Origin of the sequence: Pseudomonas anguilliseptica, assembly GCF_900105355.1 — a bacterium.
GTDB classification, from domain to species: domain Bacteria; phylum Pseudomonadota; class Gammaproteobacteria; order Pseudomonadales; family Pseudomonadaceae; genus Aquipseudomonas; species Aquipseudomonas anguilliseptica.
Window position 1 is genome coordinate 1,873,966 of sequence record NZ_FNSC01000001.1, and the last position, 26,495, is coordinate 1,900,460.

Sequence of the window (26,495 nt, forward strand, 5' to 3'; positions counted from 1 at the left end):
AGTACACTCCGCTTCCTCGCCTGTTTTTGCCTTGCATGGCTCTAGCTCGCGAGCCTTTGAAAAGGCTCTAAGTCACCCACAACTGACCTCGAACCTGAGCACAGGACACAGCATGAACAAGACCGTTGAGTTCTTTTTCGACTTCGGCAGCCCGGCCAGCTACCTGGCCTGGACCCAGGTGCCGCGAATTGCCCGCGAAGCCGGCGCGCAACTTATCTGGCGACCGATGTTGCTCGGCGGCGTATTCAAGGCCACCGGTAACCAGTCGCCAGTCATGATCCCGAGCAAGGGCGCCTGGATGCTCAAGGACCTGGCACGCTTTGCCAGCCGTTATGGCGTGCCGATGGCCTTCAACCCGCACTTCCCGATCAACACCCTGACGCTGATGCGTGGCGCGGCCGGCTACCTCGACAACAAGCGCTTCGAACACTTTGTAAGAACCATTTTCGAGGCGCTGTGGGTGCAGCAGAAGAACCTCGGCAAGCCCGAAGTAGTCGCCGAGGTGCTCAGCGCCGCCGGCTTCGATCCCGCCGAGTTCGAGCGCCTGGTCAACGATGAAGCAGTCAAGGAGCGCCTCAAGGCCACCACCGAAGAGGCGATCAAGCGCGGCGTATTCGGCGCGCCGACCTTCTTTATCGGCAGCGAGATGCACTTCGGTCAGGATCGCCTCGACTTCGTCGCCGAAGCCCTGGCGCGCTAGCAGGCTGCTAGCTCTCTAGAAGAAAGGTCACCGGCCCGTCGTTAACCAGATGCACCTGCATATCGGCACCGAACTGACCGGTGGCAACCTGTGGGTGTTTGGCGCGGGCCTGAGCGACCAGCAGGTCGAACAGTTCCGCCCCCAGCGCCGGTGGTGCGGCACTGGAAAAGCTCGGGCGCAGGCCGCTCTTGGTATCGGCCGCCAGGGTGAATTGCGAGACCAGCAATAGCCCGCCGCCACTATCGCTGAGCGACAGGTTCATCTTGCCAGCGGCATCGCTGAACACGCGGTAGTTGAGCAGCTTGTGCAGAATTTTCTCGACGCTGGCCGGGGTGTCCTGCGGCTCGACGCCAACCAGCGCCAGCAGGCCCTGATCAATCGCCCCAACTACTTCACCCGCCACTTCTACTCGGGCGCCACGCACCCGTTGAATCAATGCCTTCATGCTTCGTCCGGCGCCAGGTTGAGCAGGCGCCGCGCCAGTTCGTCCGCGGCACGTACCAGGGCGTCGGTGATCCCGGTTTCGGCGGCCGAATGGCCGGCATCGCGAATGATCTGCAGCTCGCTGTTCGGCCAGGCCTGGTGCAGCGCCCAGGCATTATCCAGCGGGCAGATCACGTCATAGCGGCCATGCACAATCACCCCGGGCAGATGGGCGATCTTCGGCATGTCGCGCAGCAGCTGATCTCTTTCGAGGAAGGCACTGTTGACGAAGTAATGGCATTCGATGCGAGCGATCGACAGCGCGCGATGCGCATCACTGAAACGGTCGACCACCTGCGGATTGGGGCGCAGGGTGGCGGTACGGCCCTCCCAGGTCGACCAGGCTTTGGCGGCATGCATCTGGGCAATCTGATCCGGGCCGGTCAGGCGCTTGTAGAAGGCTTGTACCAGATCACCGCGCTCATCCGCCGGGATTGGCGCGAGGTAATCTTCCCAATAATCGGGGAACAGACGGCTGGCACCTTCCTGATAAAACCACTGAATTTCCTGTGGGCGACACAGGAAGATGCCGCGCAGAATCAGCCCATGCACGCGCTGCGGATGAGCCTGGGCGTAAGCCAGCGCCAGGGTCGAGCCCCAGGAGCCGCCGAACAGCGCCCACTTGTCGATACCGAGGTGCTCGCGGATCTGTTCCATGTCGGCGATCAGCGCCTGAGTGGTGTTGTGCTCCAGGCTGGCGTGCGGGGTGGAACGGCCGCAACCACGCTGATCGAAGGTGACGATGCGATAGAGGTTGGGATCGAAATAGCGCCGGCTCGCTGCGTCGCAGCCGGCGCCTGGACCACCATGAATAAACACCACAGGCAAACCATCCGGTGAACCGCTTTCGTCGACATACAGCACGTGCGGCGCCTGCACCGCCAGCTCATGACGGGCGTAGGGTTTAATCTCCGGATACAAGGTCTGCATGGCACGCTCCTGACTTGACCTGAATAATGCGCGGCGTAACGTTGACGGCCTTGCGCCGAACAACCACGGGCGCACCGCTTTAAGCTCTGCCGGGCATCATAACCATGAAAAAGGAGTTCAGCATGCCAACACGGATATTTGCCTTAGCTTTCCTACTGTTTTGCACCCTAATCGCCGGTTGCGGCGCCAAGGATGATCCGCAGGCTGCGCTGGAAGCAGCCGTGCAACAACTGCAGGACAACCTGGAGGCGAAGAACAACAGCGCGGTACTCGACCAGCTGCACCCGCAGTTCTCGGCCCAGGGCGAATTTGACCGTGAGTGGGCGCAGCGCACCATGTTGCTGCTGTTTATGCGCCACAAGAACGTCGAAGTACTGGCCCTGAGCACAGCCAGCTACGTCCACGAGACCTATCGCGAGAAAGGCTTCACCGAAGCCCAGGTTGCCCTGGTCGGCGCCGAAAGCCTGGTCCCCGACAGCGCCCGCCACTTTATCGTTGAGATGGAATGGTGGCTGGAGGGTGATGAATGGAAGCTGGCGCGCCTGAAGTGGCAATAACGGCCCAGCTCCTGATTAAAACAGTCAGGGAATAAACATCTTGCTGCGCCGCATATAGTCGCGGTACGCCTCGCCGAACTGCACCAAGCACTCGGCCTCATCGCGCTTGGCGGTCAGCCAAAGTGCCAGGCTGGCCAGCAGCGCCAGAACCAGACTCAGGCCATTGGGCTGCTTGCAGGCCACCCCCCAGGCCAGCAACAGCAGCGAGGCGTACAGCGGGTGACGGATCAGGCGAAAGATGCCACTGGTCACCAGTTACGAAGTGCGCTCGAAGGCAAACAGCTCGGCATCCGTACGCTGCCCATCGGGGCGCCCCATCCGCCGTAGCTGATAGAGACCGGCAAATAGCAGCAGCAGGGATGCAAACAGCAGTGCCCAGGACAGACGCTGGTGCAGGGCAAACCGGTCGACAAACCAGACCGGCCCATTGAGTACCAGCAAGGCCAGAATCGCCTCCCAGGCGAAGAACCGGTAGAAGCAGTGGGACTGCGGACGGCGTACTGCCCGCCAGGACAACGCCAGCAGCAGCAACGTCCCCAGCCCGAAAACCACCCCCTGCAACCACGCCATAAGATCCTCTCCAACTCCGCCCGATAGTCCGTCAAAGCCAGGCGCTACGCGACCTGCAGCCCCTCTGTTACACTGCCGGCCTGTTCACCTCGGCCGCCCGCAATGGATCGCACTCAACTGCACAGCCTGCTGCCCCACCAGGGCCCAGCTCTCTGGCTGGATGGTCTGTTGGCGCATGACCGCCTGAGCACCAAGGCCTGAGTGCCTGGCGCTTTCTCGAGACCTTTGGGGCCAGTGCCTCACCTTGCCTGCTGTTCGAGGCGGCGGCCCAGTTGTGCGCCGCGCATGGTGCCTTATACGGCGATGCCAGTGCCATTGAAATGGCACTGGTTGGCAAGCTCTCGCAATTGCAGCTGCATCATGAACCGACGCAACGTAGCGGCGCGCTGCAGGTCAGCGCCCAGCAAGAGGCGCTAAGCCCGGCGGGGGCGACGCGGCATCCCGCTGGAGCCGGTGGGCTTCTCGACCAACCCGCCACTGCTCAACGGCAAACCCTCACCGCGTGACAGTCAATTCGAGCACAGCACGGCGGACACTCAACTGCACATCCGCCTACAGAGCCCGAAAGCCAAGAAATAAGCCGCAGCTAGCGCTGCAGAGCCATCTCAGCAGCCGTACGGCGCCAGATCAGCTCACGGGTGTCATAACCACGGCTGCGCGCTTCTTCAAGTAGCGTCGCAAGGTATTTCGCGCTGGCATCCTGATCACGTGTCAGCAACCAGAGGTACTTGCGATTGGGATGCCCAACCAGCGCGGCCTGGTAGCCATCATCCAGATACAGCACCCAGTATTCGCCCTTGGTCAGCCCTGGCAGCAGGCTGCTGGCCCAGTTATCGAAACGCACCCAGAGTTTATTGGTCTTGCCCGGCACCTGCGCCACCGCCTGACCCTGTACCTGCTGCATATCGCCATCGTCTGTGCGGCAGCGATTGGTCACGCCGATAGTGCCGTCTTCCTGCAGCTCATAAAGCGCCTCAGACTGCGCGCAATTGCGCTGAAAGAACATCGGCAAACGCGCCTGCTCGTACCAGAGGCCTTGATAACGCGTTAGATCGACCTGTTCGACAGTCCTCGGCGGCACCACGCCCGTGCAGGAATTGGCGCAGCCCACCAGCAGCGCCGCTGCGGCCAACGCCGCCAGCAGGCGCATCACTTCAAACCCTTGCCGGAAAACATCATGACCTTGTCACCGGCGTACTGAACGCTGATAAAGCGCTGTTCATCGCCCCAGGTACAGCTGGACATGCCCAGCGCGCCAGCGCACTCGCCGGGCTTGCCCAGCAGGCTCTCGACCTCATCCTTGCTCATGCCCGCCTTGAGCTGGGTGTAATTATCCTGACTGATCTTGTTGCAGGCAGCCAGCAGCAGGCAACCGGCGAGTAGTGCGACGACACGCAGAGACATGGGGAAACTCCTGAGGAAAGAATCAAGACCAGCTTGGCATAGCAATACCGAGCTTGCCTGCTTGGATGCTAGAAGCGCGAGCCAGGTTCCAGCAGAAAGGCAGATTCCTCCGCACTGGAAACGCGCCCGAGTATCTGATTGCGATGGGGGAAGCGGCCAAAGCGCGCAATTACGCGCTGATGGCGCTCGGCATAATCCAGATAGCCGGCAAACAGGTCGCGTTCGGCGACTATGGCCTGCTCGCGCAACACCTGAAACAGCTGCACGGCCTGATCCTGTAGCGCCAGATCTTCGGCGTGCTCCAACACCAGATAGGTAAATACCCGCTGGATTGGTGGCAATTGCTGATCCCAGCCCTGCGCCAGCCCGTGCAGGGCCAACGGTCGAGCCAGCCGATCACCGGCAAAAGCGCGCGGGGTATCGCGAAAGACCATCCGCGGCAGCTGATCGAGCAACAGCAAGTTTGCCAGCCAGCCTTCAGGCTCGCGCTGCCAGTCTTGCAGCTGGTTGCCCAGAGCCTGCTCAACCAGCGCGCCAAACTGCTCACGGGCCTGATCGTCCTGACGGTCCTGCTTGCCGAACCACAGCGTGGTACGACTGGCAGCCACCTCGGCAGCCGTCATACCGGTGCCGCAGCCGGCCACACCAAACCACCACTCGAGTAACGGTTGCCAGGGCGCGTTCATCGCTTACTCGCGGTGATAGGCGCTGATGCGCAGTACTTCTTCCTTGGAGCCAAGGAAGACTGCGACGCGCTGGTGCAGGGAAGTCGGCTGAATATCGAGAATGCGCTGAGTGCCATTGGTGGCCACACCGCCAGCCTGCTCGATAATCATCGACATCGGGTTGGCTTCGTACATCAGACGCAGCTTGCCCGGTTTCTCAGGCTCACGGCTGTCGCGCGGGTACATGAACACGCCGCCACGGGTGAGAATGCGATGCACATCGGCCACCATCGAGGCGATCCAGCGCATGTTGTAGTTCTTACCCAGCGGGCCTTCTTCGCCCGCCAGCAACTCGCTGACATAGCGCTGTACCGGCGCTTCCCAGTGACGCTGGTTGGACATGTTGATGGCGAATTCCTTGGTCGACTCCGGCACCTTGATGTTGTCGTGGGTCAGCACGAAGCTGCCCAGCTCGCGGTCCAGGGTAAAGCCCTTGACGCCATCACCGAGGGTCAGCAGCAGCATGGTCTGCGGGCCGTAGATTGCATAACCGGCAGCCACCTGCTCGGTGCCTGGCTGGAGGAAGGCTTCCTCACCCAGATCGCCTTCATCACCATTGCGATCCGGGCAACGCAGTACCGAGAAGATGGTGCCGACCGAGACGTTGACATCAATGTTGCTGGAGCCGTCCAGCGGGTCGAAAACCAGCAGGTAGGCACCTTTCGGGTACTTGCCGGGAATCTGGTAGGCATTGTCCATTTCTTCGGACGCCATACCGGCCAGGTGACCGCCCCACTCGTTGGCTTCCAACAGGATTTCGTTGGAAATCACGTCGAGCTTCTTCTGCACCTCGCCCTGCACGTTCTCGGTGCCCATGCTGCCCAGCACGCTGCCCAGTGCGCCCTTGGATACCTGATGGCTGATCTCCTTACAGGCCCGTGCGACCACTTCGATAAGGAAACGCAGATCGGCCGGGGTGTGGTTGCAGCGGGTCTGCTCGATCAGGTAGCGGCTGAGGGTAACGCGGGACATGGATGGCTCCGGGAAGGAAGAAAAATCGCGCGCAGTTTACCCTTTTAGCGGGGAAAGCGCTTTAGCACTGGATGGAAGGAGTTGCCGGCCCCTCAAGCCAGACTGCAGACCCTATTGCGCCCCGCATGTTTGGCTTGATAGAGCGCAGCATCGGCCACCTGCAGCAGCTCATCGAGTACCAAGCCCTGATCTGGCCACAGCGCCAGGCCCGCAGACAGTGTCACATAGCGTGCGCCGCCACGGGTCGGCAGAGGGTGTGCGGCCAGTTCGCGGCAGATGGTTTCCAGACGCGCACGCGCCTCAGGGGCATCGGCGCGCGGCAGGATCAACAGGAACTCTTCACCACCGATGCGGAATACCGCGTCCGAACTGCGCAAATTCTCCAGCAGGTGCTGGGCCACGCCCTTGAGCACATCGTCGCCCTCCAGATGGCCATATTCATCGTTGAGCTGCTTGAAATGATCCAGGTCAATCAGCGCCAGGGAAATCGGCGTGCGCTCGCGCTGCGCCACGGCCAGCTCACGGGCAAAGAATTCGTCCAGATAACGCCGGTTGTACAGCCCAGTCAGCGGGTCACATAGCGCCTGCTCCTGCAGCTTCTCATGCAGCGTGGTGATGGTGCGCAGGCGCTCCTCACTCAGGGCCAGGGCTTCGGCCAGCTTCAGTTCGCTGAGATGACGCTGAGTGACATCACGCAGGTAAAGCATCTGCCCGAGCACCAGGGTGCCGCGATGGGTTACCCGTTCAATGGCACGGATGCGCACCTCGAAATATCGCGCCGAGTTGGCCAGGGTCAGCAGGCGCTCATGCTCGCCCTGAACCTGCTGGCTCAGCAGCTGCTGCAAATCCGCGCCGAGAATCGGCCAGTCGGCCAGCTGCCGGCCCTGCCAACCACTGCGTAACCCCGCCAGTTTCAATGCGGCCGGGTTCGCTTCGATCACTCGCAACTGTGCATCGACCACCAGCACCGGATCGAGCAAGGCATCCAGTAGCAGATGGCGGGCCACCGGCAGCAGGTCAAACAAGCGCACACCAACAATCAGCCAGGCAAAGGCCACCAGAGTAAAGGATCCTCTGAAGTAGCCATGCATTTCTGGCTGACGTCAGCCTCTGCTGATTTCGAAAGTGATAAATCGATCAAAAACGATCAGATTACCGGCTCATTTCTGTGTTTTTAGCCGCCGCGAGCACCTCGCGGCAGCCATTTCCAGCATTACGGGCGCACCTCTCCTGCATTCGTCAGTAAATGTCGGCGCGCCATCCACAGATTTGACAGCGCGAATAAAGTCACCAGTTGCGCCGTGTTTTTGACCAGGCCACGGAAGCGCGTCTTCACATAACCGAACTGACGCTTGATCACCCGAAACGGATGCTCGACCTTGGCTCGCACTTGGGCCTTGGCCTTCTCGATTTTGCGCTTGGCTTTGTACAGCGCGCTGCGCTTACCGAGTTTCTTGTAAGTGCTACGCCGTGCTGCAACCTGCCAGATCACTTGACGGCCCTCATGCTCGGGGCGCTTCTCGACACCGGTATATCCGGCATCGGCCCCCACCATGTTTTCCTCGCCGTGCAGCAGCTTATCGACCTGGGTGACATCCGCCACGTTGGCGGCAGTACCCACCACGCTGTGCACCAAGCCAGACTCGTCATCCACCCCGATGTGCGCCTTCATGCCGAAGTAATACTGATTGCCTTTCTTGGTTGAGTGCATCTCAGGGTCACGCTTACCGTTCTTGTTCTTGGTTGAACTCGGCGCGTTGATCAGCGTGGCATCGACGATGGTGCCTTGGCGCAGCGACAAACCACGGTCACCCAGGTAGCCATTGATCACGGCCAGGATGCCGGCAGCCAGTTCGTGTTTTTCCAGCAAGCGGCGGAAGTTGAGGATGGTGGTTTCGTCAGGAATGCGCTCCAGAGTCAGCCCGGCAAACTGGCGTAGGATGGTGGTCTCGTACAGCGCCTCTTCCATCGCCGGATCGCTGTAACCGAACCAGTTTTGCATCAGATGCACTCGCAGCATCGCCATCAGCGGATAGGACGGTCGGCCGCCTTCACCCTTTGGATAATGCGGCTCGATCAAAGCGATCAACCCTTTCCATGGCACTACCCGATCCATCTCGATCAGGAACAATTCTTTGCGGGTCTGCTTGCGCTTGCCGGCGTACTCGGCGTCGGCGAAGGTCATCTGCTTCATCGGAAAACTCGGCGGGTGGAGTGCGGATATTTTGCCAAAATCAGGAAGTCTTTTTCAGACCATCCTTAGGTTTTTTGTAGGGGCACTGAAGTGGGTCGAGACTTCGCCAGCGTTCGGCAAGCTGTGCGGCTGGGCCTGCCTGATCGCACTCGCCTCTGAGATGATCGACTCGAGCTACCTGGACCCGTCGCATCAGAAATTCATCTTTCTGATCGGCGCCCTAGGCATGTGGCGTTATGGCAATGCGGCAATCCACTACACACGCGGCATGTACTTCCTGCACTGGCGCTTTCCACGCATGCGCAAAGCAGTAGAACGCATGGGCGCTGCGGCGCTGCCTGAGCACATGTTCATGGTCGTCACCAGTTTCCGTATCCCGACGCACACCACCTACAAGGTCTATCAGTAGGTGTTTCAGGAAGTTCAGCGCCTGCAGGTGCCGTGCACGGTCATCGCCTCGATCGTGGAGAAAGGCGACGAGAATTTCATCAAAGACATCATGCGTCAGGAAGTACGCGGGCGCGATGACATCAAGCTGATCATCGTGCGGGCACGCGGCACCGGCAAACGTGACGGCCTGGCCCATGCCTTCCGCGCCCTGTCGCGGCAGATGCCGCTGGAAAACGCAGTCGTCGGCGTGGTCGACGGCGACACCATGATGCTGCCAGGCTGTGTCGAGCGCGCAGTGACCATGTTTGCCTACCTGCCTAGCGTCGGCGGCCTTACCACCAATGAGTTCTGCGAGGTGGAAGGCAGCAAGCTGATGCAGGAGTGGCACACCATGCGCTTCGTCCAGCGGCACATCAACATGTGCTCAATGGCGCTCTCCAAACGCGTACTGACCATGACCGGGCGCTTGTCATTTTTCCGTGCCAGTGTGATGACCGACCCCGAGTTCATCAAAGATGTAGAGGCCGACTTTCTCGATCACTGGCGCCTGGGACGCTTTCAGTTCCTTACCGGCGATGACAAATCCTCCTGGTTCAGCCTGATGCGTGCCGGCTGGGACACTTTTTACGTGCCTGACAGCCACACCCTGACGGTCGAGCATCCACCAGACAGCAGCTTCCTGCGCGCAACACGCCAACTGATGTACCGCTGGTATGGCAACTCGCTGCGGCAGAATTTTCGCATCACCAAATTACTGGGTATGGAGCGCCTCGGCCTATTCACCATGTACGTGCTCTACGACCAACGGGTGTCCATGTGGACCTGCCTGATGGGGTTGAGCGCATCAATCGTCGCCGGCCTGCTGTTCGGTATCCAGTACCTGCTGCTGTACCTGTTCTGGGTGTTGCTGTCGCGCACCCTGGTGACCCTGCTGTTCTTCTTCAGCAAGCACCCGGTGGACCCGATTTACCCCTTCGTTCTGTATTACAACCAGATCGTCGGCTCGGTGATGAAGGTTTACACCATGTTCCACATGGACCGGCAGAGCTGGACCCGGCAAAAAACCACACTCAGCAACGGCAGCGTCAGTTTCGATGCAGCCCTTAACCGATGGACCTCGAAGGCGATGCTGCTGTCCTCAATCGCCATCTTCTTCGGGGTCATTTCGGTCCTGCTAGATATCACGCAACCTTAAGTAAAGGCGCGAATGCTATGAGTAGCACCACTGTCTTACCTGGAAATGTTGTTCACGAAGCGATTGATGAACGTCAGTTCGTGCGCACCAAAATACCGGCTCGCATTACCCTCGAAGGCAATGGCCTGAAAGGCCTGGAATGCGAAATACAGGATATTTCCCTGGGCGGCCTGGGCCTGCTGATCGAACAGCCAATGAAGCTCGGCAGCCTGTTCACCGCGTCAATCCAGCTGAAGCTGAACAAGATCGATCTGAACATCGACACCAAGGTGAAGATCGTTTCACAACGCGGCCAGGAAGTCGGAGCCGAGTTCATTGAGCTGGATCGGCAGAAGCGCGACATTTTGCGCTACATCATTTCAGCCTATATGTCCGGCGAGATTGCCGACATAAACGGTCTGTTCAACGTGATGCAGCGTGAAAACTACATCAAGGAACGCAAGACCAAACACGCCAGCGCGCGTACCCCAGCAGACCGTTTGAAAGCGGCACTGGGCACTCTGCTGTTCCTCAGTGCCGGCCTGGCAGCACTCAGCCTGATTCTCTACAAGAGCTATCTGCTGTTCTTCCATATGCCTGCAGCACAAGCCGTGGTCAGCGCCAATGCTTACATCGTGAGCATGCCGGAGAACGGCAACCTCAAATACCTGATTAACGCCGAGCAAACCAGCGTTACCAGCGGCCAGCCGCTGGCCAGTGTTTCCACCCAACTGGCCAGCAGCCTGACCAGCCCAGCCGATGTTGCGGCACTGGCCGACCTGTCGGCACCGGACGTGGCGGCACTGCTCGGCCGCGTCACGGTGGAAACCGTGATCGCCAGCCCGTGCAATTGCACCCTGTATTTCCCCAAGCTGCGCCTGGATGGCTTTGCCTACAAGCAGGACGCGTTGATGCATCTGCTGCCGCAGGATCAGCCGCTGCATATCAAGGCCAGCGTGCCCTTCGAGAAGATGGACAAGCTGGAGCGCGTGCACTCGGTTGAGCTACGCGTACTGGGTAGCCACGACAGCATCGCCGGGGAAATCGTGGCCAGCCGCCTGGACGAGGTCAACCAGATGGTCGAACTGACCATCAAACCGGAAAGCGAGCTGCCACTCAGTGCCTATCAGCTGCCGGCAGCTGTCGACTTCGGGCTCGGCCTACCCCTGCGCTGGACATTCTGAGGTTGCCCATGCAGGTCAGATACCTCATTTGCACCGCCGCCCTGACGCTGTCACTGAGTGGCGGCGTGCAAGCAGCCCGCAGCCTTGAGCAAGTTCGCTATGCGCTATTCCAGGACAGCCAGGCGCAGGTCGAAGAAGACCTGCGTCATCTGGCAGAGCGTGGCGACCTGGGCGCCACACGCTTGCTTGGCGAGGTGCTGATCGGCCGCAGCCCGAGCAATGCAGCGCAAGCCATCAGGCTGTTCAAGCAGGCATTTGCCGACGGCCGCGGTGATATCGGCGCATTGATCCCGCTGGCACGCCTGGTGGACTACAAGCCACGCTTACGCGAGGCCAATCGGGACTATATCCGCCAAGCGCTTGAGCGCTTCGCTACAGGTCGTGACTTTATTGCTGTTGATACGCGCCTCGAAGTGTTCCTGGTCTACCCCAAGCTGTTTCAGCAGGCTGAGGTCGCACGGCTGATTGAGCTGTATGACCGCGCTTGCCTGATCTACTGCCACGCCCCCCTCTATCGCGCGGTTGCGGCGGTGCATAACGGTGATCGGACGAATGCCGATAAGTGGTTCAAGCAGGCCATTGAAAGCGATACCCGCGCGGTGTATCGCTACTACGAATTCCTCGGGGAAGAACGCAATGCGCGCTTTCGCGCTTTCGCCAGCGAATTGAGTCCGCGCATGCAGGCGCTACCGGTTGATCTGGTGCACCGCATTGGCCAACAGCTGACCAACGTGCGTAACTCCGAAATCAGCGCCTACAACAACAGCCGCCCGCAGAACCGTGCGGATACACCCGAGGAAGTGAAAGCTCGCGACCTCAAGGCGCAGGCACACGCCAGCCTGGTCGAACAACTCGACCGTGAAGTCCTGCAATGGCTGGACAATGCCATTGAGCGCGACTTCGGCCCGGCCATGCTGAGCAAAGCCGGCTTCCTGATGACCGCCCCGGACCGCTATGGCCCTGAGCCGGTCGAAGCCCTGATCCAGCGTTTGGAGCAACGCCAGGGCGAAAACCTGACCCTGAGCATGGCCGAGCGGGAGCAACCGATCACCCCGCAGCGCATAAAAGCCTTGCGCGCCAGTTTTCATCTGGTGCTATGGCGCACGCTCGACCCACTGTTGAGCCAACGCCTGATTGCCGAGCTACAGGCCGAACACTACGAAGAAGCCGTGCTGCTCGAAGGTGACCTGTACAGCCAGGGCGGGCTGGACGAGCCCGACCAGGACCGCGCCCTGGCGCTGTACATGCAGGAAGCACAAAAAGGCTCCGTCAACGCCCTGCTACGCATCGCCCGGCTGTACACCTACGGCCGCGCCATTTGTCGCGATAACGCCAAGGCCTACACCTTCGCCTATGCCGCCCACGAGCTGGGTGACCAACGTGCCACAGACCTGATGCTGGCCCTGCAAACGCGCATCACCCCGCTGCAGCGCGATGTAGCCACTGCCGACGGCAATCGCCTTATCTAGGACTCAGCACTGTGAGACTCAACATCACTTTCGGCCCCGTGACACTGGCGCTTGCCTGCCTACCGCTGGCCACGCTGCATGCCGAAGAAGCCGCCGCACCCACGCCAGAGCTGGAGCCCGTTACTTCGCTGGTGACCCACAAACTGTTCCTGCGCAGCGGCTACGGCCCTGACGAAACGCGCCTGGGCGAAGATCGCCGCAGCTTCTTCAGCCTGCGTTATGAACCCTCCTACCGCTGGTACTCGCCCGAACAACGCTGGGCGAAGTGGGAAGCGTTCGGCCGTTTGTGGCTGAACTACGACACCGACCCGAATGCACTACAGGACACCGAGGGCAACAGTGACAGCCAGTCGAGCCGGCGCCACGCCTATGCCGAAGCTCGCGAATTCTATGTGCGGCGTAACCTGTTGGGCGACGATCCGCGCTTCTCGCTGACCTTTGGCCGTCAGCGCTTCAGTGATCGCTTTGGCATCTGGTGGGACGACAGCCTGGAAGCCCTGCGCCTGGACTACAACGACACTTTCGCCAGTGGTTTTGTCGCGGTTGGCGAAAAATTCTACTACTACAATTCGGACGACAACCGACTCGACCCGCGCGACAAGAAGATTCGCTATCTGATGGCCGAGTACGCCTGGCGCTGGCATGCCGACCATTGGCTCGGCGCTCGCCTGCTGCACGAAGATGATTACTCGGGCAGCTCCCGGGATGATCGCCAGGACTTCGACGGCCTGCGCTACGGCGTATTTCTACGCGGCGATACCCGCCAGCTGACGCCCCTGATCAGCGATTACCACCTGGAAGTTGCCGCACTCGACGGCGACCTGGAAACCACGCAAAGCAATGGCCTGCGCGAGAGCGGCGACAAACAAGGCTGGGCCGTAGTGGGTGACATCGACAAGCGCTTTGACACTCTGCCGTGGACCCCTCGGGTTGCCCTCACAGCAGGCATCACTGATCGTCCGGATGACAGCGGCAACGATGGGTTCAACCTCAATCGCATTCAATCCGATCGGCGCAATGATCCGCTCAGCTACAGCAGCCGCCTGGTCAGTAATCTGGTCGGGGTCAACCTGAGCAACCTGGCGTTCTATGGCGTGGCGCTGGAAACCCAGCCTACTGACCGTACCGCGCTGGATTTCCGCCTGAGTGACCTACGCCTGCGCAACAGCACCGCCCAGCTGCCTCTGCGCACCACCACCGAAGGCGAGGTCCGCGATACGCGCTCTTCCCACCTGGGCCAGGCACTGGACATCAACCATTACTGGCGCATGTTCCCGCTGGCCTATGACGGCAAGCGCGTGCAACTCAACACCCTGACCAGCCTGAGTTACTTCAGGGCCGGCAGTGCGCTGGAGATCGGTGACGACTACCAGCTGACCATTGGCGTCACCTTGAGCTACTGACCGAGAGAAGCGCCAGCATGATCTTCGCCTCCAACGTATTCCTGTTCCTGTTTCTGCCGGTGTTCCTGCTCTGCTATTACGCAGCCAAGGATCACTGGCACTCGTACGTGATCATGCTTGGCAGCTATCTGTTCTACGCCTGGTGGCGGCCGGACTTCCTCCTGCTGTTCGTTGCCATCTCGTACTGGAACTACTGGTTCGGCCTGCGCATCAAGGCGCGGATGGATGCTGGCGAGAAGACAATTGCCTTTCGTCTGCTAACCGTTGGGGTCATCGGCAACCTGGCCACCCTGGGCTATTTCAAGTACGCCAACTTCGGTGCGGATGTGCTCGTCGCGGTACTGGAGCCGCTGGGCATCAATACCTTCACCCTTGAGCACATCATCCTGCCGCTGGGGATCTCCTTCTACGTCTTCCAGGCGCTGAGCTATATCGTCGACATCTATCGGCGCAACGCAGAACCCACTGAGCGCTTTGTCGATTTCGCGGCTTACATTGCGATTTTCCCGCAGCTGATTGCGGGACCAATTCTGCGCTACAGCCTGATCGACAAGCAGCTCAAGCACCGCACCCACTCCCTAGAGCTGTTCTCCCTCGGTGCCTGTCGTTTCATGCTCGGCTTTATCAAGAAAGTGCTGATAGCCGACTCCCTCGCGCCGATGAACACCCTGTTTATCGGTTGGGGCGGCGAGTTGCAAATGGCCGACGCCTGGTTCGGCATACTCATCTCCGCCTTGCAGTTGTATTTCGACTTCTCCGGCTACAGCGATATGGCCATCGGCCTGGGCATGATGATGGGCTTTCGCTTCGCGGAGAACTTCAACCAGCCGTGGATCGCACAGAGCATTACCGAGTTCTGGCAACGTTGGCACATGACCCTGGCCCATTTTCTGCGCGACTACGTGTATATGCCGCTAGTACGCAAACGCCTGGTTGGCATGCTCACCGGGCTGGTGATCACCATGCTGCTGTCCGGGCTCTGGCATGGGCCAAGCTTCGCCTTCATCTTCTGGGGGCTGTTCTTTGGTATCGCCATGGTGGTCGAGCGCAAGCTGGGCATCGCTACCAAGGTCAGTACGCCCTACAAGTTCTGGCGCAACGGGCGGACCTGCTTTCTGCTGCTGTCGAGCATGCCGCTGTTCTTTACCGGCAACCTGCCACACAGCCTGGAAGTGTACAAAGCGATGATCGGACTAAATGGTTTCGGATCGCTGGACATGTACTGGTTTGGCACCTCAGCCATGACCCTGTCATTCACCCTGATTGCCTTGCTGTGGATCGTTATCGCCGGCGGCATCAACATCCGCTACTACGCCGGAGCCAACAAGGACCAGTACTTCATGCAGCATGTCGGCGGAGTCAACGCACTGCTGCTGTGGGCTGGTTTCATCCTGACGCTAAGCCGTCTGGCAGCTAATTCCTTCTCACCCTTTCTGTACTTCCAGTTCTGAGGACGCCCCATGTTTCCCGTGATGAACTCGGCCAGCAAGATCAATGGCATCCTCTTCTGCGTAATGCTAATCGGCATGTTCCTGTATTCCTTGCCTGCGGTTTTCGGCTTCGCCGGCACCCAGACCCAAGCCATGTCACTGTTTCTCGACGGCAAGCTGGTGCGCCGGCTCGAGCAGTTCTATGACAAGAATCTGTTTCTGCGCGACCCGTCCGTCAAGCTGTGGGCCAATATCCAGCACACGATTTTCCGCGAAGGCACCAGCGGCGTCGTACTGGGGCGCGATGGCTGGCTGTTTACCAATCAGGAATATCTGGTTCCCAACAATCTGCTGCGCAACCTGGACAAGCAGCTGGCACAGATCAGCAAAGTCCAAGAGCAACTGGCGCAGCAAGGCAAACGCCTGATTCTGCTGCCCATCCCGATGAAGCTGGACACCTACGCTCAGCACTCGGCCTACGCACCTACAGAACAGATCACCGGCCTGTACGAGCGCTTCAGCGAAGCGCTGCGCGAACGTGGCATCGCTACGGTGAACCTGCGCAGCGCCTATCTGACAGCTGCGGCAGATGAACAACTGTTCTTGCGCAACGACACCCACTGGAGCCCGAAGGGCGCTGAGCTTGCCGCGCAAACCCTGGCACTGCAGTTCCCCGAGCTACGTGCGGACACAGCTTATGTCACCCGCGCGGTCAGCGAAAAAGCCGTGGAAGGTGACCTGCTCAACTACCTGAAATTCGATCCTCGGCTTGATCCAAGCTACTTCAAACCGGTGCATATCAATCTCTACGAGACGCTGAAGCAGAACCAACCCCTGGCGGCAGACAGCCTGTTCGGTGACGAAAGCCTGTCCCTGGCGCTGGTGGGCACCAGCTATACCCGCATCGACGACTGGAACTTCATCGGTTTTCTCAAACAGGCGCTGCAACGTGACCTGATCAGCGTTGCGCTGGAAGCACGCGGGCCGTTCCAGTCCATGGACGAATTCCTCGCCACCTCGGCGGCCGCAAGCAGCGACCTGCAAACGATCATCTGGGAATTCCCCCTGCGCACCCTACTCGCCCAGCGCCAGATGCCCTCGGCCTTGGCCACTCCAACCACTGCACAACATTAACGAGGTGTTTTCATGCCGGCTTCCATACTTCGCGCCTTAAGCGTACTGCTACTGACATTCAGCTGGAGCATCAGCCAGGCGGCTCAGGACGGTAATGCCGACCTTTACGACGCGGTAGCTCCAGCGAACTCGGCTTTTGTCCGTGTGCTGAACCTGAGCGAGCGCAATATCGAGGTCACCCTCAGCGGCAAGAACAAACCCCAGGCTGTCACCAGCGGCCAATTTGGCGGCTATCGCTTCGTCGCACCGGGCAAGCAGCGGATTGCCGTGGGCGACAAGGCACTGGAAAGCGAGCTGAAAGCCAACACCGCAAGCACCGTAATCTACCGTGACGGCACACTGCTGCTGATTGCCGACCAGTTCGTCAATGAACCGCGTAAGGCGCAGATCGCTTTCTACAACCTCACCGAGAAACCAGCGGCCTTGAAGACGGTCGACGGCCAACACGTGGTGGTGGAGATGATCACCCGCGATCAGACCGGCAGCCGCATGGTCAATGAGTTGAAGATCGCTTTCGCCGCTTTCGCCGCTTTCGCCGCTTATGCCGAGGCTGACAAGCTGGCCAGCTTCGATGAGTTGTTCCTGAAGAAGGGCCGTTCCTACAGCTATGCCCTGCTGCCCGAAGGCAATGGCTACCGTGCGATTACCCTGGCCAACAGTATCGACCCCACCGAATGAACCCTGGCCTGGTGGTTATACAAGTGAGCGGACGATGAACCCGACGACCATGAAACGCTATTTCTCGCTGGCTCTCGGCAGCCTGCTCGCAACCTGTGCGCAAGTCGCCTTGGCTGCCGCTCCGGCGGAGAAAAAGGAACAATGCACGGATCTGCAGTGCCTGATCTGCCCTGGGCTAAGCTCGCCGGCCGAGTACGCCGAAGGCAACATGAAGTTGCTCAAGCAAATCGTGCCGGGGCGGGATCGTTGGCTGTTTCGCTCGGAAGTCGACCTGACCAACGAGTTCGGCATCCCTGCCGCAATGCAGCCGGAGTTCGCCCGCTTGATGCGCGCCTTTGCCAGCCACGGCACACAGGTCGCCATGGCAATACAACCGACCCGAGGCCTGATGCACCGCACCCAGTTGCTGCCTGGGCAGACTCACGGCTTTGACTATCAACTGGCCAGCGCCAACCTGAGTCGGTTCCTGCAGCAGATGCGCGATGCCGGCGCCATCGTCCCGGACATCATGAGCCTGGTGGAACAACCACCGAAGGACTTCTTCTTCCGCCGTGACCACCACTGGACCCCCGTTGGCGCGCAGACCACCGCCAAGGTCACCGCCGATGCCATTCGCCAGCCCCCGGTCTATGCCCAGCTACCGCGCAAGGTCTATACAACCGAGCAAAGCCTGACCCTGTACAAAGACGGCACCCTCAACCTGGGCTTATCGAGCATTTGCGGTAACCACTTCGGCTACCAGTTTGTGCCTGGCTACCAGACCGTGCCGGAAAGCAACGATGCGGCCCAGTTGTTCGAAGAGCAGCCAGCCCCGGAAATCGTCCTGGTCGGCACCAGTAACTCCGCCGCCCGTGAAGATGAAACCAAGCAATTCAACTTCGATGGTTTTCTCAAGGACTACCTGGGTAGCGACCTGATCAACTACGCCCTGCCTGGTGCCGGCCAGGACGGCTCACTGCTGGAATACCTGCTCTCGGCCAACTACAGCCCGGACAAGGCGCCCAAGCTGATCGTCTGGGAGCTGCCCGCCAACTACCGTCTGGATGGCGAGCTGACCTACCGCCAGCTGATCCCGGCGGTGAATGGCGGCTGTAAAGCCAGCGAGAACGTAGTGGAAGGCAAGATAGAGCGCCCGGGCATGGCCCTCAATGATCGCCTGGAACTGCTCAGTAACGCCGGCGAAGGGCGCAAGGCCCTGAAAGGCCTGGACGCCGTGCTCGACATCCGCATCAGCGATCCCAACATCAAGAATTTCTACATCATTGCCTATTACGACAATGGCGCACGCGACAAGGTGTGGTTCCGCCGTGAAGCCATCGTCACGGGCGGCCAGTACTACCTGGAGCTCAGTCGCGCGGCAGAGTTTCGTGATGCCAACCTGCTGTCGGTGTTCCTAGAGCCAACCCAGGTCGTCGAGCAGCCCTTCCAGGTTGAGACCAAGCTATGCCTTTGAGCACCTCGACCCGCCGCATGGCGGCAGCCCTGCTGCTGCTCGCCAGCCCGCTGAGTGCCAGTGCAGCACAACCGATCTGGGCTAACCAATCGACCGCAGCGGCGCAACTGGTCACAGACTACCGCAGCGAGCAGTGCCCGAAAAAACCACCTGCTGCCTATACCGGACACCTGCAACTCGACAGCAAGTACGACCAGAGCGACGCGAGCAAAACCAAGCTGGTTCAGCGCCAGGGCAAGGACACCCAGCGCATCCGCAAACAGGTGCAACAGTACATCGGCGGCCTGGTCAAAGCCGGCCAGGTGTTCCAACGCACCCGCAAGGCCAGCGAGGCGAATACCGCACTGGCCTGCCTGGATCAGTGGCTGGATGCCTGGGCCAACCAATCCGCGCTGCTCAACGATGATGCCAGCAAGACCGGCGTCGCTTCGCGCAAATGGGCCCTGGCCGCCATCGCCTCGACGTTGCTCAAGGTGCAGGCCCTGAGTGATCAGCGCTACCAGCTGAGCGAGGCCCAGGCGCGCTGGCTTGGCCAGCTGTCGGACAAAGTGGTCGCGGAATACGAACCGCGCCGCTATGACCCTGGCATCTACTTCAACAACCACGACTACTGGGCGGCATGGGCTGTCGCGGCCACAGGCATGCTGCTCAACGATGACAAGGCGCTGGCATGGGCCGATGTCGCCTTGCGCCGCGCCTTTACCCAGCTCACCCCAGGCCAGGGCGATTACGACTACCTGCCACGGGAAGTCGCACGGGGCCGCTTGGCGGCCGACTACAGCCACTACGCACTGGTACCCTTGGTGCTGTTGGTGGAAGCCGCCGAACTGAACAACCGCGCGCTGACGGTGCAGGAGCGCGAGAAACTCGCCCGCCTTGCCAACTTTGCCGCCCGCGCCGTACTTGAGCCTGACACCCTGGCGGAACTGACGACGCGTCAGGAGGATGTCGGCGAACACAAGATGGTCTGGCTACTGCCCTTCCTCAATCGCTACCCACAACACCAGTGGGCCCGACGCTTGTACCAGGAGTACGGCGAAGACATAAACCACTACAGCCAGGTAGGCGGCGACCTCAGGCCGCTTTACCCCCAGCTCAACTGACCCAGGATGGAACCCATGTCACAGGCACTGTCCTTCTGCCGTTTCCTGCTGTTGGCGACCAGCTTCGGCTGCAGCCTGGCGGCCCAGTCCGCCCCGGCCACACTGCACACGCTGGACCCGCAATGGCAGCAACAGCAACAGCAAGAGGTTCGCCAGCGCACCCTGGATGAAAGCCAGCCGCCGACCTTCGACCTGCGTGCGCCTACCGCGCGCGGCAGCGCCAGCCTGGAGCCGATGTACTCGGCACAGGCTGGCAGCTGGCCTTTCGAACCCTTTGTGCATAACGGCCTGTTCCGGGCGATTGCCGGTTACCAGGCGCAACACCCACGTGCCGTGGTGATTCGTGGTGGTGCCGTGACCCTGGCGCAGCTGCAGGCCCAGCTGAACGACCCGCAGGCCCTGCGCCGACATGAAGATGGCTACCTGCTCAGCTACCCGCTGATGATTGCCGAAGACGCTGCCCTGCTGGTCGACAATCAGGTGTTGTACCTCTTCGGCCCTTCCGGCACCGCGCTGATCAACCAGGGTCTGCTGCGTGTACAAGGATCGCGCCTGGAGAGCTGGAGCGACGGACGCCCCCTGGCCACCGATCGACCAACCCGCCCCTTTATCATGAACTGGGCCGGCAGCCGCCTGCAGGTCGATAATTCGCAGCTGGTAAAAATCGGCTACAACGCCAACTTTTCCCGTGGCATCAGCAGTGGCCTGAGCACTCAGCAATCGCCAACCAGCCCGGTAGCCCGCATCCAGGTGAGCAACAGCCACTTCAACGGTATGTCGAGCCCACTGGAGCTGCGCCACAGCAACGCGCTGATCCGCAATAACCAGTTCAACAAACAGCAGCAATACGCCATTGATCTCGGCAACAGCCGTTTCCTGATCGCCGACAACCGTATCGACGGCGTGCAGCACAACAGCGGCATCCGCATCAGTGGCAGCAGCAGCGGACGCATCCAGAACAACCTGGTCCTGCACACCGGCAAGAGCGCTATCGAAGTCAGTGACCAGGCCGGCGCCCTGCTGATCAAGGGCAACCGTCTGGGCGCCTCGAATGGCTATGGCCTGATGCTGCGCCGCCTCAACGGCAGCGCGGCCTTGCTGATCGAGGACAACCTGATCGCCAATAGCCGGCTGAGTGCAATTGATGCCGGTGAGCTGAACGGCGCATTCATCCTCGACAACCGAATCCTGTCGACACCGGAATACGCCATCAGCCTGCGTAACGCCAAGCTGACTGCCGGACAACTGGTGATCACCGGCAATACCCTGGAAGGCATCGGCAAGGCCATGATCCGCGTGGAAGGCATGCAGAATACGGTGCTCGGGGACAATCACTACCGCGCCAACCCGCTGCTGCAAAACTTGCTGACCGGTGATCTGCTGCCCCTGCAAAGCCAGGTGCTCGACAGCACGTTGCGGCGTAACTGCCACCTGCAGATTTCCCGGAGTCTGGCCGGGGCAGCCGACACCTCAGATGCGCCCATCTGCAATAACTGAGTTCCTGAGGCAAAGGTGCAGCGACCGCAGGATTGAGCTGCGCCCTGCCCTCGGGCAAGCTGAGCAGCATGGATAATCCCGACTTCCCCGATGACGCCCTGCAGACCGAGCGCACCCGCGCCACGGTGCTGCGCTATCACTACAGCTGGAAAGACCGCGACCTCGACGCGGTGATGGCGCTGTATCACCCGGATATCCAGTACCACGACTTCTTCCAGCAGCGCTGCATGGGCTTTGCCGAACTGCGCGAGTATGTGCGCAACAACCTGCCGCGCCAGCCCGGTGAGGCCCTGGAGCACACCGACCGCATCCGCATCGACGGGCATACCGCGTTTATCCAGTACCGCATCAGCCTGCACGGCAGTGGCGGCCTGCTGGCGTTTCGCACCGGCGAAGCCATCACCGTGCGCGACGGCCTGATCTGGCGCATCCATGAATACGCCACGCTAATGCGCGAGGAGCGCGAGCAACCCTCCGCCAGTGATTCACGCCCGGCCCTTAGCCGCCTCGGCCTCAGCGCCCGTCAGCTGGGCCTGCTCGCGCAGGATCTGGAAGACTACATGCAGCGCGCCCAGGCCTACCTCGACCCGCAGCTCAGCCTGCAACAGGTCGCCGCGAGCACCGGCTACAGCCGCAACCAGATCTCCCACCTGCTCAACCAGGTGCTCGGCCAGAGCTTCTACCGCTATATCAACCTCAAGCGCCTGCAGCACCTGCTGGCGGGCCTGGAATCCGGCAACGACCTGCAGCGTATCGATGAGCAGGCCTTCGCCGCCGGCTTCAATTCGCTCTCGGCGTTCTACAGCTGCTTCCGTCGGCATACCGGGTTGTCGCCCAAGGCCTACCTCAAACAAATTTCCTTGCGGGCACGCACACAAGACACGCCTTGATCGCTCTCCTACTCTCTGCGCAACGCTACTCACTTGCCGGAGATCACGATGAGCCCATGGCGCTCCCTCAGCCTATGGATGGATCAGCTGGACGAACCGCTGACCGCCCGCCCCGCGCTGACCGAAGACCTGCACGCCGATGTGGCGATCATCGGCGCGGGCTACACCGGCCTATGGACCGCCTATTACCTCAAGCGCCAAGCGCCACACCTACGCATCGTCATCCTCGAAGGTGAGATTGCCGGCTTCGGCGCCTCCGGGCGCAATGGCGGCTGGCTGATGGGCAACCTGCTTGGCCAGGATCACCTGCTCGCCGACCAGCCCAGCGCCGCACGGCAGAGTGCCTATGCCCTGCTGCACGGCATTCCCGATGAAGTCGCCAGCGTGTTACAGCGTGAACAGATCGCCTGCGATTACCGCAAAGCCGGCGTGCTGTATTGCGCCGCGCGCTACCCGGAGCAGCTGACCAGCCTGCGCCAGCACCTGGCCGAGCTGCGCGACCTGGGCCTGGATGAACACGACTACCGCTGGCTGACCCCCTTCGATCTGGGCAAGCAACTGCAACTGGCCAATGCCTTCGGCGCCATCTACACCCCGCACTGCGCGACCATCCAGCCGGCCAAGCTGGTGCGCGGCCTGGCGCGCTGCGTGGCGGCCATGGGCGTCGAGCTGTATGAACAGAGTCGGGTGATCGACTGGCAAACCGGCCTGGTGCGCACCACCAGTGGCAGCGTGCGCGCCGACTGGATCGTCCCCGCCGTGGAAGGCTATGCCGCCAGCCTGCCGTCCCTAGGCAAGCATCAACTGCCGGTACAAAGCCTGCTGGTGGCCACCGAACCGCTACCCAAGGAAGTCTGGGCCGATATCGGCCTGGAGCGCGGCCAGGCCTTCAGCGAGAACAGCCGCCAGGTCACCTACGGCCAGCGCAGCGCCGACGACCGTTTGGTGTTTGGCGCCCGTGGTGGCTATCGCTTTGGCGGGCAACTGCGCCACGATTTCAACCTCAGTGCGGACGAGCGCGACCTGCGTCGCTACCTGTTCGGCGAGCTGTTCCCGCAACTCAAGCAAGTACGCATCACCCACGCCTGGGGCGGCAACCTGGGCATGGCGCGGCGCTTTCGCCCGCACATGCTGGTGGACCGCAGCAACGGCATCGCCTTGTCCGGCGGTTACGGCGGCGAAGGCGTGGGCGCGAGCAACCTCGGCGGTCGCACCCTGGCCGACTTGATTCTCGACCAGCAAAGCGAGCTGACCCGCCAGCCTTGGGTGCTCGGCGACCAGCCGATCAACCGCCTGCCGCGCTGGGAACCGGAACCCCTGCGCTGGCTCGGCTACAACGCAATCATTCAGAGCTTTGTGCATGAGGACCGTGTGCTGGCCAACCCAGACAGCGCGCCCTGGCGGCGCAAGCTGGCCAGCAGCCTGGCCGGCACCATGGAAAAATTCATGCGTTAACGGAGAGTTTCATGAGCATCGAACACTTCAAGAACTCCGCCCCAATGATCCTGGCGGATATCACTCCGGTTGCCGTACCGCTTAGCGAGCCGGTGGCCATCACCAGCAGCCACGGCATTGAGCACGCCGACGGCGTCGCAGCCGGTATCTGGGAATGCACACCCGGGCGTTGGCGCCGGCAGATCGCCCAGCAGGAGTTCTGCCACTTTATCGCCGGGCGCTGCACCTTCACCCCGGATGGCGGCGAGCCCATGCAGATCCAGGCCGGCGACGCCCTGTTGCTGCCCGCCAACACCTTCGGCGTGTGGGACATCACGGAAACCGTGCGCAAGAGCTTCGTCCTGCTCAAATAACCCAGCCCAGCGCAGGCCAACGCCATTCACTTGCTACTGCCACTTCGACAACACCGATAAAAACAATGAGGTACTCCCATGTTGAAGAAATTGCTTCCTCTGCTGCTGCTCAGCAGCGTCAGCCAGGCCGCAGAAACCGTGCGCATCTACAACTGGACTGACTACATCGCCCCGGACACCCTCAAGCAATTCGAGCAAAGCAGCGGCATCAGCAGCCACTACGATGTGTACGACAGCAATGAAACCCTCGACGCCAAACTGATGGCAGGGCGCTCGGGTTACGACGTGGTGTTCCCGTCCAACCACTACATGGCCCGGCAGATCCAGGGCGGCGCACTGAAGACGCTCGACAAGAGCCGCCTACCGGGCTGGAACAACCTCAACCCGATTTTGATGAAAGCCTTGGAAACCAACGACCCCGGCAACCAGTACGGCTTCCCCTACCTGTGGGGCAGCACCGGCATTGGCTACAACGTCGCCAAGGTGCGCGAAGTGCTCGGAGAAGATGTACCGCTCGATTCCTGGGACCTGATCTTCAAGCCCGAATACCTGGCCAAGCTCAGCCAGTGCGGCGTGGCGATTCTCGACAACGGCCCGGAACTGCTGCCCATCGCCTTGCATTACCTGGGGCTGCCGCACCACAGCCAGAACCTTGAGGACTACCAAAAGGCCGAAGAGCTGCTGCTGGAGATGCGCAAGAACGTGCGCTATTTCCACTCATCCAAGTACGTCGGCGACCTGGCCAATGGCGATATCTGTATGGCCGTGGGCTTCTCCGGCGACATCATGCAGGCCGACAACCGCGCCACTGAGGCGAACAACGGTATCAGCATCAACTACGTGATCCCTAAGGAAGGCACGCCGATCTGGTTCGACATGGTCACCATGCCCGCCGACAGCAACAACGAGCAGGCCGCCTACGCCTTTATGAACTACCTGCTGCAGCCCGAGGTCATCGCGCAGATCACCAATCACGTGCAATACGCCAATGGCAACAGCGCCGCCGACAGCCTGGTCGACCCCAAGCTGAAAGCCGATGCCACGGTCTACCCGCCGCAGGACGCGATGGACAACCTCTACGCCCTGGAAGCCATGCCGCTGAAAATCGACCGCGTACGCACGTGCATCTGGAGCAAGGTCAAAAGCGGGATCTAAGCCGTCGCAAACATAAAATCACAACCAATAAAAAGCCCCGCCAACCTAAGGATGGTCTGAAAAAGACTTCCTGATTTTGGCAAAATATCCGCACTCCACCCGCCGAGTTTTCCGATGAAGCAGATGACCTTCGCCGACGCCGAGTATGCCGGCAAGCGCAAGCAGACCCGCAAAGAATTGTTCCTGATCGAGATGGATCGGGTAGTGCCATGGAAAGGGTTGATCGCTTTGATCGAGCCGCATTATCCAAAGGGTGAAGGCGGCCGACCGTCCTATCCGCTGATGGCGATGCTGCGAGTGCATCTGATGCAAAACTGGTTCGGTTACAGCGATCCGGCGATGGAAGAGGCGCTGTACGAGACCACCATCCTACGCCAGTTTGCCGGGCTGACTCTGGAGCGCATTCCTGACGAAACCACCATCCTCAACTTCCGCCGCTTGCTGGAAAAACACGAACTGGCTGCCGGCATCCTGGCCGTGATCAATGGCTACCTGGGTGACCGTGGTTTGTCGCTGCGCCAAGGCACCATCGTCGATGCCACGCTGATCAACGCGCCGAGTTCAACCAAGAACAAGAACGGTAAGCGTGACCCTGAGATGCACTCAACCAAGAAAGGCAATCAGTATTACTTCGGCATGAAGGCGCACATCGGGGTGGATGACGAGTCTGGCTTGGTGCACAGCGTGGTGGGTACTGCCGCCAACGTGGCGGATGTCACCCAGGTCGATAAGCTGCTGCACGGCGAGGAAAACATGGTGGGGGGCGATGCCGGATATACCGGTGTCGAGAAGCGCCCCGAGCATGAGGGCCGTCAAGTGATCTGGCAGGTTGCAGCACGGCGTAGCACTTACAAGAAACTCGGTAAGCGCAGCGCGCTGTACAAAGCCAAGCGCAAAATCGAGAAGGCCAAGGCCCAAGTGCGAGCCAAGGTCGAGCATCCGTTTCGGGTGATCAAGCGTCAGTTCGGTTATGTGAAGACGCGCTTCCGTGGCCTGGTCAAAAACACGGCGCAACTGGTGACTTTATTCGCGCTGTCAAATCTGTGGATGGCGCGCCGACATTTACTGACGAATGCAGGAGAGGTGCGCCCGTAATGCTGGAAATGGCTGCCGCGAGGTGCTCGCGGCGGCTAAAAACACAGAAATGAGCCGGTAATCTGATCGTTTTTGATCGATTTATCACTTTCGAAAT

The 26,495-nt window shown here is 60.6% G+C and carries 26 protein-coding genes and 2 pseudogenes; 18 read left to right on the forward strand and 10 right to left on the reverse strand.

Features of this window, described 5'->3' with window-relative positions; translation table 11 throughout:
• Positions 1-112 precede the first annotated feature (112 nt).
• A complete protein-coding gene (locus BLW24_RS09045) occupies positions 113-700 on the forward strand; it encodes a 2-hydroxychromene-2-carboxylate isomerase (RefSeq protein ID WP_090379420.1) in 588 nt (195 codons plus the stop codon).
• 7 nt (positions 701-707) lie between these two features.
• Here the strand turns inward: BLW24_RS09045 and dtd are convergent, their stop codons facing one another.
• Together dtd and pip are read right to left on the reverse strand one after the other, a co-directional pair.
• Entirely contained in the window at positions 708-1,145 is a 438-nt protein-coding gene (gene dtd, locus BLW24_RS09050; protein WP_090379423.1) for a D-aminoacyl-tRNA deacylase, read from the reverse strand.
• The gene (gene pip / locus BLW24_RS09055; RefSeq protein ID WP_090379426.1) at positions 1,142-2,113 is read right to left on the reverse strand and encodes a prolyl aminopeptidase; all 972 of its coding nucleotides are present in this window, start codon (positions 2,111-2,113) and stop codon (positions 1,142-1,144) included. Before pip ends, dtd begins: the two co-directional genes overlap by 4 nt.
• Positions 2,114-2,235: 122 nt before the next feature.
• Between pip and BLW24_RS09060 the strand changes: the two genes are divergently transcribed.
• Positions 2,236-2,670, forward strand: a complete 435-nt coding sequence (locus BLW24_RS09060) for an outer membrane protein assembly factor BamD (protein ID WP_090387674.1) — start codon at positions 2,236-2,238, stop codon at positions 2,668-2,670.
• Positions 2,671-2,694: 24 nt separating this feature from the next.
• On the opposite strand, the gene BLW24_RS26455 is transcribed toward BLW24_RS09060, so the two are convergent.
• Together BLW24_RS26455 and BLW24_RS26460 are read right to left on the reverse strand one after the other, a co-directional pair.
• Positions 2,695-2,922, reverse strand: coding sequence for a methyltransferase family protein (locus BLW24_RS26455; RefSeq protein ID WP_244161122.1), 228 nt, complete (start codon positions 2,920-2,922; stop codon positions 2,695-2,697).
• A gap of 3 nt (positions 2,923-2,925) precedes the next feature.
• On the reverse strand, positions 2,926-3,240 hold the full coding sequence (locus tag BLW24_RS26460; RefSeq protein WP_244161123.1) for a hypothetical protein: 315 nt from the start codon (positions 3,238-3,240) through the stop codon (positions 2,926-2,928).
• A 453-nt stretch (positions 3,241-3,693) separates the two neighbouring features.
• On the opposite strand from BLW24_RS26460, the gene BLW24_RS25565 reads away from it, so the two are divergent.
• Positions 3,694-3,819, forward strand: coding sequence for a hypothetical protein (locus BLW24_RS25565; protein ID WP_244161124.1), 126 nt, complete (start codon positions 3,694-3,696; stop codon positions 3,817-3,819).
• Between the two features lie 7 nt (positions 3,820-3,826).
• Here the strand turns inward: BLW24_RS25565 and BLW24_RS09075 are convergent, their stop codons facing one another.
• From BLW24_RS09075 to BLW24_RS09100, 6 genes and pseudogenes are all read right to left on the reverse strand, one after another.
• Positions 3,827-4,390, reverse strand: coding sequence for a lipocalin family protein (locus BLW24_RS09075; RefSeq protein ID WP_208600158.1), 564 nt, complete (start codon positions 4,388-4,390; stop codon positions 3,827-3,829).
• The gene (gene bamE / locus BLW24_RS09080; RefSeq protein WP_090379433.1) at positions 4,390-4,644 is read right to left on the reverse strand and encodes an outer membrane protein assembly factor BamE domain-containing protein; all 255 of its coding nucleotides are present in this window, start codon (positions 4,642-4,644) and stop codon (positions 4,390-4,392) included. Before bamE ends, BLW24_RS09075 begins: the two co-directional genes overlap by 1 nt.
• Before the next feature lie 68 nt (positions 4,645-4,712).
• Positions 4,713-5,330: a DUF924 family protein gene (locus BLW24_RS09085; protein WP_090379436.1), complete on the reverse strand. Its 618-nt coding sequence runs from the start codon at positions 5,328-5,330 to the stop codon at positions 4,713-4,715.
• A 3-nt stretch (positions 5,331-5,333) separates the two neighbouring features.
• Positions 5,334-6,341 carry a class 1 fructose-bisphosphatase gene (locus BLW24_RS09090; RefSeq protein WP_090379440.1) on the reverse strand — a complete coding sequence of 336 codons (1,008 nt, stop codon included), beginning with the start codon at positions 6,339-6,341 and terminating at the stop codon, positions 5,334-5,336.
• A 92-nt stretch (positions 6,342-6,433) separates the two neighbouring features.
• Positions 6,434-7,420 (reverse strand): annotated as a pseudogene (locus BLW24_RS09095) (GGDEF domain-containing protein); the annotation flags it as partial.
• Positions 7,421-7,554: 134 nt separating this feature from the next.
• Positions 7,555-8,535, reverse strand: coding sequence for an IS5 family transposase (locus BLW24_RS09100; protein ID WP_090375326.1), 981 nt, complete (start codon positions 8,533-8,535; stop codon positions 7,555-7,557).
• 85 nt (positions 8,536-8,620) lie between these two features.
• Here BLW24_RS09100 and BLW24_RS09105 point away from each other — a divergent pair.
• From BLW24_RS09105 to BLW24_RS09175, 15 genes and pseudogenes are all read left to right on the forward strand, one after another.
• Positions 8,621-10,120 (forward strand): annotated as a pseudogene (locus tag BLW24_RS09105) (glycosyltransferase).
• A 17-nt stretch (positions 10,121-10,137) separates the two neighbouring features.
• Positions 10,138-11,283 carry a PilZ domain-containing protein gene (locus tag BLW24_RS09110; protein WP_090379446.1) on the forward strand — a complete coding sequence of 382 codons (1,146 nt, stop codon included), beginning with the start codon at positions 10,138-10,140 and terminating at the stop codon, positions 11,281-11,283.
• 8 nt (positions 11,284-11,291) lie between these two features.
• The gene (locus BLW24_RS09115) at positions 11,292-12,752 is read left to right on the forward strand and encodes an SEL1-like repeat protein (RefSeq protein ID WP_090379449.1); all 1,461 of its coding nucleotides are present in this window, start codon (positions 11,292-11,294) and stop codon (positions 12,750-12,752) included.
• Between the two features lie 11 nt (positions 12,753-12,763).
• Complete coding sequence (locus BLW24_RS09120) at positions 12,764-14,155, forward strand: alginate export family protein (RefSeq protein WP_090379452.1); 1,392 nt, start codon at positions 12,764-12,766, stop codon at positions 14,153-14,155.
• A gap of 17 nt (positions 14,156-14,172) precedes the next feature.
• Positions 14,173-15,606 carry an MBOAT family O-acyltransferase gene (locus BLW24_RS09125; RefSeq protein ID WP_090379454.1) on the forward strand — a complete coding sequence of 478 codons (1,434 nt, stop codon included), beginning with the start codon at positions 14,173-14,175 and terminating at the stop codon, positions 15,604-15,606.
• A gap of 9 nt (positions 15,607-15,615) precedes the next feature.
• The gene (locus BLW24_RS09130) at positions 15,616-16,719 is read left to right on the forward strand and encodes an alginate O-acetyltransferase (protein WP_090379457.1); all 1,104 of its coding nucleotides are present in this window, start codon (positions 15,616-15,618) and stop codon (positions 16,717-16,719) included.
• Between the two features lie 12 nt (positions 16,720-16,731).
• Positions 16,732-17,397: an alginate O-acetyltransferase AlgF gene (locus BLW24_RS09135; RefSeq protein ID WP_090379462.1), complete on the forward strand. Its 666-nt coding sequence runs from the start codon at positions 16,732-16,734 to the stop codon at positions 17,395-17,397.
• Positions 17,398-17,431: 34 nt separating this feature from the next.
• Positions 17,432-18,850, forward strand: coding sequence for an alginate O-acetyltransferase AlgX-related protein (locus tag BLW24_RS09140; protein ID WP_244161125.1), 1,419 nt, complete (start codon positions 17,432-17,434; stop codon positions 18,848-18,850).
• Complete coding sequence (locus BLW24_RS09145; protein WP_090379469.1) at positions 18,841-19,953, forward strand: polysaccharide lyase; 1,113 nt, start codon at positions 18,841-18,843, stop codon at positions 19,951-19,953. The genes BLW24_RS09140 and BLW24_RS09145 overlap by 10 nt, the downstream gene beginning before the upstream one ends.
• 15 nt (positions 19,954-19,968) lie before the next feature.
• Positions 19,969-21,450, forward strand: a complete 1,482-nt coding sequence (locus tag BLW24_RS09150; RefSeq protein WP_090379472.1) for a right-handed parallel beta-helix repeat-containing protein — start codon at positions 19,969-19,971, stop codon at positions 21,448-21,450.
• 68 nt (positions 21,451-21,518) lie between these two features.
• A complete protein-coding gene (locus BLW24_RS09155) occupies positions 21,519-22,340 on the forward strand; it encodes a helix-turn-helix domain-containing protein (protein WP_090387675.1) in 822 nt (273 codons plus the stop codon).
• Positions 22,341-22,388: 48 nt separating this feature from the next.
• Entirely contained in the window at positions 22,389-23,795 is a 1,407-nt protein-coding gene (locus BLW24_RS09160; protein ID WP_090379475.1) for an NAD(P)/FAD-dependent oxidoreductase, read from the forward strand.
• An 11-nt stretch (positions 23,796-23,806) separates the two neighbouring features.
• Positions 23,807-24,148, forward strand: coding sequence for a cupin domain-containing protein (locus BLW24_RS09165; RefSeq protein ID WP_090379478.1), 342 nt, complete (start codon positions 23,807-23,809; stop codon positions 24,146-24,148).
• 78 nt (positions 24,149-24,226) lie between these two features.
• Positions 24,227-25,303, forward strand: a complete 1,077-nt coding sequence (locus tag BLW24_RS09170) for a polyamine ABC transporter substrate-binding protein (RefSeq protein WP_090379482.1) — start codon at positions 24,227-24,229, stop codon at positions 25,301-25,303.
• Positions 25,304-25,417: 114 nt separating this feature from the next.
• A complete protein-coding gene (locus BLW24_RS09175) occupies positions 25,418-26,398 on the forward strand; it encodes an IS5 family transposase (RefSeq protein ID WP_090375275.1) in 981 nt (326 codons plus the stop codon).
• Positions 26,399-26,495 lie beyond the last annotated feature (97 nt).

Bases quoted from the DNA above. Each gene is read 5' to 3' on its own strand.
- BLW24_RS09045 (WP_090379420.1), top strand. From the start codon at position 113: ATGAACAAGACCGTTGAGTTCTTTTTCGACTTCGGCAGCCCGGCCAGC.
- dtd (WP_090379423.1), bottom strand. From the start codon at position 1,145: ATGAAGGCATTGATTCAACGGGTGCGTGGCGCCCGAGTAGAAGTGGCG.
- pip (WP_090379426.1), bottom strand. From the start codon at position 2,113: ATGCAGACCTTGTATCCGGAGATTAAACCCTACGCCCGTCATGAGCTG.
- BLW24_RS09060 (WP_090387674.1), top strand. From the start codon at position 2,236: ATGCCAACACGGATATTTGCCTTAGCTTTCCTACTGTTTTGCACCCTA.
- BLW24_RS26460 (WP_244161123.1), bottom strand. From the start codon at position 3,240: ATGGCGTGGTTGCAGGGGGTGGTTTTCGGGCTGGGGACGTTGCTGCTG.
- BLW24_RS09075 (WP_208600158.1), bottom strand. From the start codon at position 4,390: ATGCGCCTGCTGGCGGCGTTGGCCGCAGCGGCGCTGCTGGTGGGCTGC.
- bamE (WP_090379433.1), bottom strand. From the start codon at position 4,644: ATGTCTCTGCGTGTCGTCGCACTACTCGCCGGTTGCCTGCTGCTGGCT.
- BLW24_RS09085 (WP_090379436.1), bottom strand. From the start codon at position 5,330: ATGAACGCGCCCTGGCAACCGTTACTCGAGTGGTGGTTTGGTGTGGCC.
- BLW24_RS09090 (WP_090379440.1), bottom strand. From the start codon at position 6,341: ATGTCCCGCGTTACCCTCAGCCGCTACCTGATCGAGCAGACCCGCTGC.
- BLW24_RS09100 (WP_090375326.1), bottom strand. From the start codon at position 8,535: ATGAAGCAGATGACCTTCGCCGACGCCGAGTACGCCGGCAAGCGCAAG.
- BLW24_RS09110 (WP_090379446.1), top strand. From the start codon at position 10,138: ATGAGTAGCACCACTGTCTTACCTGGAAATGTTGTTCACGAAGCGATT.
- BLW24_RS09115 (WP_090379449.1), top strand. From the start codon at position 11,292: ATGCAGGTCAGATACCTCATTTGCACCGCCGCCCTGACGCTGTCACTG.
- BLW24_RS09125 (WP_090379454.1), top strand. From the start codon at position 14,173: ATGATCTTCGCCTCCAACGTATTCCTGTTCCTGTTTCTGCCGGTGTTC.
- BLW24_RS09130 (WP_090379457.1), top strand. From the start codon at position 15,616: ATGTTTCCCGTGATGAACTCGGCCAGCAAGATCAATGGCATCCTCTTC.
- BLW24_RS09135 (WP_090379462.1), top strand. From the start codon at position 16,732: ATGCCGGCTTCCATACTTCGCGCCTTAAGCGTACTGCTACTGACATTC.
- BLW24_RS09140 (WP_244161125.1), top strand. From the start codon at position 17,432: ATGAACCCGACGACCATGAAACGCTATTTCTCGCTGGCTCTCGGCAGC.
- BLW24_RS09145 (WP_090379469.1), top strand. From the start codon at position 18,841: ATGCCTTTGAGCACCTCGACCCGCCGCATGGCGGCAGCCCTGCTGCTG.
- BLW24_RS09150 (WP_090379472.1), top strand. From the start codon at position 19,969: ATGTCACAGGCACTGTCCTTCTGCCGTTTCCTGCTGTTGGCGACCAGC.
- BLW24_RS09155 (WP_090387675.1), top strand. From the start codon at position 21,519: ATGGATAATCCCGACTTCCCCGATGACGCCCTGCAGACCGAGCGCACC.
- BLW24_RS09160 (WP_090379475.1), top strand. From the start codon at position 22,389: ATGAGCCCATGGCGCTCCCTCAGCCTATGGATGGATCAGCTGGACGAA.
- BLW24_RS09165 (WP_090379478.1), top strand. From the start codon at position 23,807: ATGAGCATCGAACACTTCAAGAACTCCGCCCCAATGATCCTGGCGGAT.
- BLW24_RS09170 (WP_090379482.1), top strand. From the start codon at position 24,227: ATGTTGAAGAAATTGCTTCCTCTGCTGCTGCTCAGCAGCGTCAGCCAG.
- BLW24_RS09175 (WP_090375275.1), top strand. From the start codon at position 25,418: ATGAAGCAGATGACCTTCGCCGACGCCGAGTATGCCGGCAAGCGCAAG.